This window comes from Streptacidiphilus monticola, assembly GCF_042658505.1.
In the GTDB taxonomy this organism is placed as follows: Bacteria; Actinomycetota; Actinomycetes; order Streptomycetales; family Streptomycetaceae; genus Streptacidiphilus; species Streptacidiphilus monticola.
In genome coordinates this window covers 93,378-102,765 of the sequence record NZ_JBHSQJ010000083.1, presented here as the reverse complement: position 1 = coordinate 102,765, position 9,388 = coordinate 93,378, and the positions used below count along the sequence as shown (strand labels likewise).

Annotated in this window: 10 protein-coding genes; 4 read left to right on the top strand and 6 right to left on the bottom strand. The window is 74.6% G+C overall.

All coding sequences use genetic code 11. The annotated features are described in order from the left end of the window. The 3 genes from ACFP3V_RS20455 to ACFP3V_RS20445 all read right to left on the bottom strand — a co-directional run. Nucleotides 1-988, bottom strand: a 988-nt coding sequence (locus ACFP3V_RS20455; RefSeq protein ID WP_380585490.1) for an AAA domain-containing protein, incomplete at its 3' end; no start/stop codon positions are given. Beyond that, nucleotides 985-2,499: a hypothetical protein gene (locus ACFP3V_RS20450; RefSeq protein ID WP_380585488.1), complete on the bottom strand. Its 1,515-nt coding sequence runs from the start codon at nucleotides 2,497-2,499 to the stop codon at nucleotides 985-987. The genes ACFP3V_RS20450 and ACFP3V_RS20455, both read right to left, overlap by 4 nt. Next, nucleotides 2,496-3,623, bottom strand: a complete 1,128-nt coding sequence (locus ACFP3V_RS20445; protein ID WP_380585486.1) for a hypothetical protein — start codon at nucleotides 3,621-3,623, stop codon at nucleotides 2,496-2,498. Before ACFP3V_RS20445 ends, ACFP3V_RS20450 begins: the two co-directional genes overlap by 4 nt. A gap of 134 nt (nucleotides 3,624-3,757) precedes the next feature. On the opposite strand from ACFP3V_RS20445, the gene ACFP3V_RS20440 reads away from it, so the two are divergent. After that, nucleotides 3,758-4,594, top strand: coding sequence for an alpha/beta fold hydrolase (locus tag ACFP3V_RS20440; RefSeq protein WP_380585484.1), 837 nt, complete (start codon nucleotides 3,758-3,760; stop codon nucleotides 4,592-4,594). A 4-nt stretch (nucleotides 4,595-4,598) separates the two neighbouring features. After that, nucleotides 4,599-5,369, top strand: coding sequence for a MerR family transcriptional regulator (locus tag ACFP3V_RS20435; protein ID WP_380585482.1), 771 nt, complete (start codon nucleotides 4,599-4,601; stop codon nucleotides 5,367-5,369). Between the two features lie 19 nt (nucleotides 5,370-5,388). Here the strand turns inward: ACFP3V_RS20435 and ACFP3V_RS20430 are convergent, their stop codons facing one another. Then, nucleotides 5,389-6,273 carry a phosphatase PAP2 family protein gene (locus tag ACFP3V_RS20430; protein WP_380585480.1) on the bottom strand — a complete coding sequence of 295 codons (885 nt, stop codon included), beginning with the start codon at nucleotides 6,271-6,273 and terminating at the stop codon, nucleotides 5,389-5,391. Nucleotides 6,274-6,407: 134 nt separating this feature from the next. On the opposite strand from ACFP3V_RS20430, the gene ACFP3V_RS20425 reads away from it, so the two are divergent. Together ACFP3V_RS20425 and ACFP3V_RS20420 are read left to right on the top strand one after the other, a co-directional pair. Continuing rightward, nucleotides 6,408-7,082, top strand: coding sequence for a TetR/AcrR family transcriptional regulator C-terminal domain-containing protein (locus tag ACFP3V_RS20425; protein ID WP_380585478.1), 675 nt, complete (start codon nucleotides 6,408-6,410; stop codon nucleotides 7,080-7,082). A 90-nt stretch (nucleotides 7,083-7,172) separates the two neighbouring features. Next, complete coding sequence (locus ACFP3V_RS20420) at nucleotides 7,173-7,808, top strand: histidine phosphatase family protein (protein WP_380585476.1); 636 nt, start codon at nucleotides 7,173-7,175, stop codon at nucleotides 7,806-7,808. 20 nt (nucleotides 7,809-7,828) lie between these two features. Here ACFP3V_RS20420 and ACFP3V_RS20415 read toward each other — a convergent pair whose 3' ends face one another. Both ACFP3V_RS20415 and ACFP3V_RS20410 read right to left on the bottom strand, forming a co-directional pair. Next, the gene (locus tag ACFP3V_RS20415) at nucleotides 7,829-8,281 is read right to left on the bottom strand and encodes a heme-degrading domain-containing protein (RefSeq protein WP_380585474.1); all 453 of its coding nucleotides are present in this window, start codon (nucleotides 8,279-8,281) and stop codon (nucleotides 7,829-7,831) included. Continuing rightward, nucleotides 8,278-9,333, bottom strand: a complete 1,056-nt coding sequence (locus tag ACFP3V_RS20410) for a Gfo/Idh/MocA family oxidoreductase (protein ID WP_380585472.1) — start codon at nucleotides 9,331-9,333, stop codon at nucleotides 8,278-8,280. The genes ACFP3V_RS20415 and ACFP3V_RS20410 overlap by 4 nt, the downstream gene beginning before the upstream one ends. Nucleotides 9,334-9,388: the final 55 nt, after the last annotated feature.

The following is a 9,388-nucleotide window of genomic DNA, read 5'->3' as shown; positions in this document are numbered from 1 at the left end:
GGGCGGCGGCCTGGTCGCGGTGGGCCGTGCCGACCGCGATCCGGTCGGGGGTCACCGGGGCGCTGCCGCGTTCCGAGTGGGCGGTCGCGCCCCGGGCCAGCAGGCGGGCCACGATCGCCGCGACCGCGCGCACCGCCTCCGGGTCGGTGCGGACGGTGTGCCGGGCCGGGAGTTCGAACAGGCCCCAGCCCGTCTCCGCCGCGACATCCAGCACCGCGTCCACCGACGAGCCGTCAGCCGCCGTGTCCAGTACCAGCGTTCGGTCCTCGGGCCCGGTGCCGGAGCGGAACGGCGTGTACGGATAGAAGGCGTGCGAGACCAGCGGGGCGGCGGTGGCCGGGAGCCGCCAGGAGACCGGGAGCCGGTGCGGGCGGATGGTGGGGTTGTGGGCCAGCAGCGTCACCACGGCGCTGCTGGACGGGTCGTAACTCAGGCCCGCCCACTGGTCGGTGCCGACGATGGTGAACGGGTCAAGCTGGCCCGGGTCGCCGACGAAGAGCGCGCGCTCGAAGAGCCGGGCCACCGCCAGCAGGGCGTCCGAGCGCATCTGGTACGCCTCGTCCACGATGGCGTGCCGCCACGGGTCCACGTCCTTGACCCACTGCCACTTGGCCGCCGTCGAGACCACCACCGGCAGCTCGCGCAGGTCGGCCACCTTGGACGAGGCGGTGACGTTGCCGTGGCGCAGCGCCTCCGGGGCGGGCGGCGTGTCCGACGCGTGCAGGCGGCCGACGGGCAGGCCCGGGTCGGCCTGTGCCAGCCGGTCCACCAGGTCGTCGACCTGGCTGTTGGTCTGCGCCACGATCATCAACTGCTCGCCGGTGGCGACGAGTTCGCGGGCGGCCCGGACCACGAGCGTCGACTTGCCCGCGCCCGGCGGGGAGTCGACGACGGTACCGCGCTCGCTGCCGCGCACGGCGGACTCCAGGATCGCGGCGACGGCGGCCTCCGCCTCCTCGCCGGGCGTCGGGGTGGTGCTGACGGTCACTGCGGCGGGCCTCCGTGCGTCCAGGGGGTGTCCTCGGGCTCGGGCAGCGGCGCGGACTGGCGCGGGGCAAGCTCGAACAGGGTGAACACGACCTGCTCGCCGGGCTCCGGCACGCTGCCCGGCTCCGGGTCTTTCCGCCGTCCCATGCCGGACAGCAGCCGGATCGTCAACTGTCCGCGGGCCTCGTCCAGTTCGACCAGCTCCGCGGTCTGGGCGGACGGGCCGTTGGCCCGGTGCAGGACGCGGCCGGGGTCGGCGTGGAGCTGGTCCGGGGTGCGCACGGTGACCAGCGGGCGGGGTTTGGGCGTCCGACCGCGGTCGTCCCAGTCCGGTTCGACCGCGACCACCTCGCCCGCGAAGGCCTCTCCGGCCAGCCGGTGCTCGGCCATCGCCAGCGGGTCGTCCAGGGCCTCCTGGAGGTCGACCTTGGTCTGCTCGCGCTCGCGCTGGGCCAGTCGGCGGGCGGCGGTGACCGCGTCGTCGCGGATCGGCTGCGGCGGCTCCCCGGCGGCGAGGCGCTCCCGGTGCGCCGAGTAGGACCAGCGGTCGCCCTCCCAGCGCTCGGCGACGTGCGCCGCCTCCGGCAGGGTGCGCAGCAGGTCCAGGCCCTGCCACAGCTGGCGCCAGACCGGCAGCAGGATGCCGCTGAGCAGCTCGTGGATCTCCTGCTCGCGCGCCTTGACCGCGGAGGCGTCGCCCAGTTCGCGGGCCGCGTCGTAGCGGGTGATCGCCGGGCCCAGCAGCTTGGTGTCGAAGGCCGGGTCGGTCGCCGGGCCGGCGGGTGGGCAGAGCAGCTGGCCCTGCGCGTCCCGTGCCGTCTCGGCCCGCAACGCGGCACGGTCGCCGCGCTCGCCGGGGCCGCGGGCGAGCCAGCCGAGCAGCGCGCCGAGGTGCTGGTCCTCCAGGTTGCTCTGGCCGGTGGCCCAGTGCCGGGACAGCAGCCCGGTCATGGTGAGCAGCAGCGAACTGCCGGGGACCAGGGCGCGGTCGTGGAAGTGCGTCAGCCAGCGTCCGAGCAGCGGCACCCGGGCGGGGGCCGGGTAGGGACCGGGGTCCGGGTCGTCTGCGGTGCGCCGGAACCAGGTGGACCGGCCCAGCAGCCCGAGCAGCCCGACGCCGCCCTGGTTCGGGACGATCAACTGCGGGGCGTCCACGACGAGTTCGCGGGACTCGACGGTCTTCTCGCCGGTGACCGGGTCCTTGACCTCGCGTTCGCGCACCTCCACCTCGGCGCCGAACCCCTCGACGTAGGGGAGCAGATGGTCCGCCAGCTCGGCCAGGAAGGCGAACCGCCGGTCCCGGTCCAGGGGTTGCGGGACCGTCAGCACGACGGGGTGCTCCCGGTCCCGGCCCAGCGCCACGGCCAGGGGCGCGGCGGTCTCGCCCGCGGCGGCGAGCGGGACGAGCAGCATCGGCCGCTCGGCGAGGTGCCGGTGCCGGACGGTGGCCAGCGGCTCGGCGCGGCCGGAGCGGACGGCCTCCAGCCGGGCGAGCGTGGTCATCAGGCTCATCGGCCGCCGCCCGCCAGGGCCTCGGCGCGCAGCGCGGCCGCGCGGGCCAGCCGGGAGCCGGCGGCGCCGGACCCGGCCTCGGCCAGGGCCTCGGCCACGGTGGTGACGCTGCCCAGCTCGCCGCGCACGCCCCGGCCCAGCACGTCCACGGAGCCCGCGCAGCGGGCCTGCTCGCGGCAGAGGAAGGCGAGTTCGCAGGCGGCCAGGCAGTCCGGCGAGTAGGAGTGCGGGATGTCCTCGACGGCCTTGGGGCTCTCGTCGAGGCTCAGGCCCTCGGGGAGGGCGTCCAGCAGCTGTTCGATGCGGGTCAGCCGCAGCAGCTGACGCTGCGTCACGGCGAGTTGCTTGCGCAGGTCGACGGCGGCGGCGACGGGCTGGTTGGAGAAGTCCCGGGGGCAGACGAGCAGGGCGGTGTCCGCGGGCGCGGCGGCCAGGCCCTCGGGCACGGCGTAGGGGTCCGCGGTCGTCGGCGCCGGGCGGCCCTCCAGTGCGGCGGCGAGCGCGCGCAGGGCCAGCACGTAGACGGCGGCCTGGCGGGCGGCGGCGCCCACCTTGGCGGGATCGGCGCCGCCGTCGAGGATCGGGAAGGACTTGATCTCGATGACGTGCCAGCGCCCCGCCGGGGCGACCAGTACCGCGTCGGGCTCCAAGTAGGCGGAGGAGCCCGCCAGTTCGAGCCGCAGCATGGGATGGTCGAGCAGGGTCCAGCCGCCCGCGGCGACCGCCTCGCCGATCGCCTGCCGGGTCCGCTCCGTGCGGACGGCGGGCCCGGCGGCCCCGGCCAGCAGGTCGGGCACGGAGACGTCGTCGAGCGGCAGCGGCTCGCCGCCGAGCGTCTCCTGGACGACCGTGAGCAGGGCGGCGCAGCGGTCGGCACGCAGGCGCTTCTCGAAGGCGAGGCCGCGTGTGATCGCGAAGGGCGACTGCCCGAAGGCGGCGGGGGCGCCCAGGCGCGCCGCGAGCGCGCCCTTGTCCACGCCCGCGGCGTCGAGCACCGCGCGGCGCCGGCAACCGGGGTTCGCGGCGAGCGCGGCCAGCGCGCGGGCGTCCAGGCTCTTCGGGGCGGCCTCGCCCCGGAGCCCGGCGAGGCGGCGCTCCAGGGACGTGAGCGGAGAGTCGTTCATGGTGCGCGCCAGTCTTGCACCTGGGACCGACAGAAACCACGAGCACCCGGAGGGACGGCCCACCGCGACCCGGGCGCGGGGCGCGGGAATTCCAGGTTGACCTTGACCCAAGGTCAAGCCTCAGGCTGAAGCACATGACGAACGCGACAGCGCATCCGAGCAGCCCCGACACCACGTGGACCGGCATGGTGCCGGTGGAGGACACGGCCCTGGCCGTCAGCGACACCCGCGGCCCGGGACGGCCGGTGGTCTACCTCAACGGTTCCTACGCCACGCAGAAGAACTGGCGCCGCGTCATCGCCGAACTGGGCGGCGGATACCGCCACATCACCTTCGACGAGCGCGCCCGCGGCCGCTCGGAGCGGTCGGCGGACTACTCGTTCGAGGCCTGCCTCCGGGACATCGACGCGGTCCTGGGCGCCACCGGCGCCGAGCGGCCGCTGCTGGTCGGCTGGTCCTACGGCGCGGCACTGGCGCTGCACTGGGCGACCCGCCACCCGGACCGGGTCGCGGGCGTGGTCATGGTCGACGGCGGCTACCCGTGGGACTACCTCGCCACCGTCGACGGCGGCCGGGAGGCGGGCAAGGAGCAGATCCGGAAGATGTTCCGGCGCTTCGGCCCGCTGATGCCCCTGTTCCGCCCGTTCGGGCTGGCCGCGCGCATGTCGGCCGCCGAACACGCCGAGGTCAACATCGAGTTGAACGAGATCGTGGCCGCCAGCGACCCGGTGTTCGACCTGGTGACCTTCCCGATGCGCTTCCTGGTCGCCTCCGGCGCCAGCCTCGGCGGCACCGCGGAGGGGCTGGCGGCGATGCGCGCGACGCTCGACCCGGTGCTGGCCCGCAACCCCAACGTGCGGGTGAGTGCGACGGTCGGCAGCAAGCACACCACCATCGTGCGCGAGGACTTCGCCGCCATCGCCGCGGCCGTGCGCGAGGTTGCCTCGCTGGATCCCCGTGGGGTCAACTGACGCCATGTCAGAGGGGATCACCATCGGCCAGGCGGCGGCGTTCGCCGGGGTCACCATCAAGACGATCCGGCACTACCACCGGCTCGGCCTCGTCGACGAGCCGCGCCGCGACAGCTCCGGGTACCGCCGCTACGGGTCGGCCGAGCTGCTGCGGCTGGTCCAGGTCCGCACGCTGGCCGGTGCGGGCGTCCCGCTGGCGGAGATCGGGAGCATCCTCGATGCGGATCCGGACCGGTTCGCCGCCGCGCTCATCGAGGCCGAGGAGGCCCTCACCGAGCGGATCGACGAGCTGGTCGCCCGCCGCGAGACGCTTCGCCGGCTCACCCAGGGCGACCGGGTGCTGCTGCCGGACCGGGCCCTCGCCCTGCTGGACCGGATGCCCGGGCTCGGCTTCACCGAGGCCGACGCGGCGACGGCCCGGGAGGCCCTGATCCTGGTCCGGGCCCTGATGCCGGAGGGCTTCGAGGACTACCTGGCGCAGATCGAGCACGGCCTCGACGACCCGCGGCACGTCGCCATGGTCAAGCTCACCTGGAGCGCCGGGAGTTGGGCTCCCGACGATCCGCGGATCGAGGAGCTGGCCGATGAGGTGGCCGCCCACTTCCTCGCCGACCCCTCGCTGCTGCCCACGCTGACCGGCCTGCAGCACCGCGAGGACGGCGACACCCGCTACGAACTGCTCACCCACCACGGCGAGGACGACCGGCCCGGCTGGACCCGGCTGACCGCGCTGATCCGGCAGAAGCTGCGCGCCGCCGGAGCGGACCTGCAGTGACCCGGGCGGCCCGCCCGCCTCACGGGGCGTGGGCGGGCTCGGCCGTGGCCGGCGGGTAGTCGGGGACGCGGGGGAGGGAGGGCCCCACGGGCTGGGCACCCGCGCCGGGAGCGGCGGCGGGGGCGGATGCGGACGCAGGGCCCGCGGCGGTCGGGGCGAGGCGGGCGCGGACGCGGTCCCAGAGGCGGAGGTAGGGCCCGCTCAGCAGGTAGCCGGCCCCGACGACCGCCGCGCCGGCGAGGGCGTCCAGCAGGTAGTGGTTCGCGGTGCCCATCACCACCAGGGCGATCGTCACCGGGTAGAGCAGGCCGAGCACCTTGGCCGTGCGGTCCTGCGCGTACAGCAGCAGCATGAGCCCGCACCACAGGGCCCAGCCGACGTGCAGGCTGGGCATCGCGGCGAACTCGTTGGTCATCGAGCCGAGGCCCTTGGGCGCGCTGGCGCTCCCGGCCCACCAGCCGACGTTCGCGTGCTGGGCCATGGTGTCGGTGAAGCCGAAGGAGTCGGGCAGCAGCCGCGGCGGGGCGGTGGGGTAGAGGATGAAGCCGGCCAGGGCCAGGACCGTGCTGATGCCCAGCCAGGTCCGGGCCCGCCGGTAGACCTCGCGGTGGCGGCGCCAGAGCCAGGCCAGGATCAGCGGCGTGACGATGTAGTGCAGGGTCGCATAGGCGAAGTCGGCGGGTATGCCGAGCCACCGGTCGCTGGTGAAGGCGCTGTTGAGCCAGCGCTCCGGGTCGAGGTGGAGCCACTGCTCGATGTCCAGGAGGCGGGTGGCGTCGTGCTGCGCCTCCTCCAGGCCGCCCCGGACCAGCAGGCGGCTGCCGTCGTAGGCCGCGTAGATCACGGCGACCAGCAGCAGTTCCAGTTGCCAGCGCCCGCGGCGGGCGGTGCTGAGGCTCGACATGGTGCGGCTCCGAGCTCGACATTGCAGTGGGTGCGTACGTCCGGTCCGAACGTACGCACTACCGTACGCTGTACGGTAAAGCTCAACGCACCCGCCCCCCTCCCCATTCCGAGCAGGATCGATAGGCTCCAGACATGTCAACGGGCCGAAGCCGCGCACCGCGCAACACCCTCAGCGCGGAGCTGATCGTGGACCGCGCTCTGGCACTGCTCGACGCCCGCCCGATGGAGTCCTTCTCCATGCGGGTCCTCGCCGAGGACCTCGGGGTCGGCACCATGGCGCTCTACACCTACTTCCGCGGCAAGGAGGAGCTGTTCCGGGCCGCGCGCGAGCGGGTGCTCGCCGACTACGTCCCGCCGAGCGGCGAGGGCCCCTGGCACGAGCAGCTGCGCGAGGCATGTCTCGCGGCCTACCACGTCTTCACCGGACGTCCGGCCGTGCTGCGGCTGCTGGCCGAGGCCTCCTCGGGCGACGACTTCGCCGACATCGCCATGGTCACCATGGAGCGCCAGCTCGCCCTGCTGCGCGCCGCCGGACTGAGCCGGGACGAGGCCGTGCTCGCCAACGGGGCGCTGCTGCGCTACACCCTGGGCTCGGCGCTGCGCGAGGTGAAGGCATGCACCTCGGAGGACTTCCACGCGACGGCGATCCGCAAGCGGCTGGCCGCGCTCTCCCCGGAGTCCCACCCGACGCTGACCGACCTGGGTCCGGAGATGGTCCGGTTCGCGCAGGACGGCGAGGCCCAGTTCCGCTTCGGCCTGGACCTGGTGATCACCGGCCTGCGCGAGAAGGTCGCCGCCGCCGGTTGAGCGCGCCGGGCTGCTGCCCGGACCTCGGACGACGTGCGGGATCATAGGAGCGGCAGCCCCCACCGTCCCGCCCCTTCGGAGGATCCACCCATGCCCATGCGCCTGCTCCTGGTCCGTCACGGCGAGACCGCCTGGTCGCGCGGCGGACAGCACACGGGCCGGACGGACGTCCCGCTCACCGAGGAGGGCCGGGACATGGCCCGCCGCCTGGGCGACCGGCTGAAGCGCGCCCCCTGGGACGGGCTGCAGGACGCGCTGGTCCGGGTCAGCCCGCTGTCCCGGGCCCGGGAGACGGCCGAGCTGGCCGGCTTCGGCGACCGGCTGCGGACCGACGACCGGCTGCTGGAGTGGGACTACGGCCGCTACGAGGGGCTGACGGGCCCTCAGATCCGCGCCGAGCACCAGCCGGGCTGGCTCATCTGGCGCGACGGCGTCCCGGACGGGGAGGCGCTGGCCGACGTCAGCGGCCGCGTGGACGACTTCCTGGCCTGGGCGGACGCGGAGGCCGGCGTCCCCGACCCGGACACCACGGTCATGCACCCGGCCGACCGCGACCTGGTGGTGGTCGCCCACGGCCATCTGCTCCGGATCCTCACCGCGCGCTGGCTCGGGCTGCCGCCCGCGTTCGCGCAGCGGCTGAAGCTGGGTCCGGCCACGCTTTCCGTGCTGACCTGGGAGTACGGCGCCCGCGCCGTCGAGCGCTGGAACGATTCCGCGCATCTGTAGGGACGGGGCCTGACCCGGGCCTAACGCTCGGTCAGAAACCGCCGCAGGCACTCCACCACGAACAGGTGGTCGTCCAGCTGCGGCAGACCGGAGACGGTGACCGTGCCGACCGGGCCCGTGCCGCGGACCAGCAGCGGGAAGGAACCGCCGTGCGCGGCGTACCGGGCCGGGTCGAGATCGAAGGGCCTCCCCTTCTGCCGGAAGCGCTCGCCCACCAGGTACGACGCCTCCCCGAAGCGGCGGACCACGGCCGCCTTCCGGCGGATCCAGTCGTCGTTGTCCGGGCTCGTCCCCGGCAGCGCCGCGTGGAAGGCCTGTTGCTCGCCGTGGCGGATGTCCGCGGTGACGGCAAGGCCCCGTTCCCGGGCCAGGCCGACGATCAGCGAGCCCAGCCGCCAGGCGTCGTCCAGGCCGAACGACGGGAGCTGCAACTCCCGCTGCTGCTCCTCCAGTTCGTTGATCGTCAGACTCACAGCGACACCGTCTCCCCGCTCTGCGCCGAACGCCGCGCCGCCTCCAGGACGCGCAGCGCCTCCACCGCGTCGCGCGGCTCGACCGGCACCGCGGCCCTGCCGCGCAGCGCCTCGGCGACGGCCGCGTAGTAGTCCTGGTAGGCCCCCGGAAGGGTCTCCACCGGCTCGACGGAGTCCCCGGCCACCAGGGTTCCCCACCGCTCGCGCGGGGTGATGCCCCAGTCGGCGTCGGCCGGCGTGCTGCCGGAGCGCAGCGCGTCCTCCTGGCCGTCCAAGCCGTGGCTGACGTAGGCGGCCTCCGACCCCAGCACCCGGAAACGCGGGCCGAGTTGAGCCGCCGTCGCGCTCATCCACAGGTGTGAGCGGGTTCCGTCGGCGTGGGTCAGCGCGACGAAGCTGTCGTCGTCCGTCTGCGCCCCGGCCCGGCGGACGTCCAGCTCGGCGTAGACGCGGACGGCGGGGCCGAACAGCGTCAGCGCCTGGTCGACCAGGTGCGCGCCGAGGTCGTAGAGCAGCCCGCCGACCTCCGCCGGATCTCCCAACTCGCGCCAGCCGCCCTTCAGTTGCGGGCGCCACCGCTCGAAGCGGGACTCCAGGCGGCGCACCGTGCCCAGCCGCCCGGACTCCACCAGCTCGCGGACCGTGCGGAAGTCGCCGTCCCAGCGCCGGTTCTGGAAGACGCTCAGCAGCAGCCCGCGGTCCTCGGCGAGGCGTGCCAGTTCCTCGCCCTCGGCGGCGGTCCCGGCCAGTGGCTTGTCCACGACGACGGGCAGGCCGGCCTCCAGCGCGGCGGTGGCCAGCGGGATGTGCGTGCGGTTGGGGGAGGCGACGACGACCAGGTCCAGGTGCGGGGCCGCGGACCAGAGCGCGTCCGCGCTGTCGAGCACGCTCGCGTCCGGGTGCTCGCGGCGCACCTGCGCCTGGCGCTCGGGGTTGGCGGTCACCACGGCCGAGAGCCGCAGTCCGGGCGTGGTGCTGATCAGCGGCGCGTGGAAGACCGAACCGGCCAGGCCGTAACCGATGAGTCCGACGTTGAGCTGCGGGGAGTCCATGGCCCCAGTTAAACAACAGCGTGGATTAACTCGCAAGCTCCGACATAATCGACAT

Bases quoted from the DNA above. Each gene is read 5' to 3' on its own strand.
- ACFP3V_RS20450 (WP_380585488.1), bottom strand. From the start codon at position 2,499: ATGAGCCTGATGACCACGCTCGCCCGGCTGGAGGCCGTCCGCTCCGGC.
- ACFP3V_RS20430 (WP_380585480.1), bottom strand. From the start codon at position 6,273: ATGTCGAGCCTCAGCACCGCCCGCCGCGGGCGCTGGCAACTGGAACTG.
- ACFP3V_RS20420 (WP_380585476.1), top strand. From the start codon at position 7,173: ATGCCCATGCGCCTGCTCCTGGTCCGTCACGGCGAGACCGCCTGGTCG.
- ACFP3V_RS20440 (WP_380585484.1), top strand. From the start codon at position 3,758: ATGACGAACGCGACAGCGCATCCGAGCAGCCCCGACACCACGTGGACC.
- ACFP3V_RS20435 (WP_380585482.1), top strand. From the start codon at position 4,599: ATGTCAGAGGGGATCACCATCGGCCAGGCGGCGGCGTTCGCCGGGGTC.
- ACFP3V_RS20445 (WP_380585486.1), bottom strand. From the start codon at position 3,623: ATGAACGACTCTCCGCTCACGTCCCTGGAGCGCCGCCTCGCCGGGCTC.
- ACFP3V_RS20425 (WP_380585478.1), top strand. From the start codon at position 6,408: ATGTCAACGGGCCGAAGCCGCGCACCGCGCAACACCCTCAGCGCGGAG.
- ACFP3V_RS20410 (WP_380585472.1), bottom strand. From the start codon at position 9,333: ATGGACTCCCCGCAGCTCAACGTCGGACTCATCGGTTACGGCCTGGCC.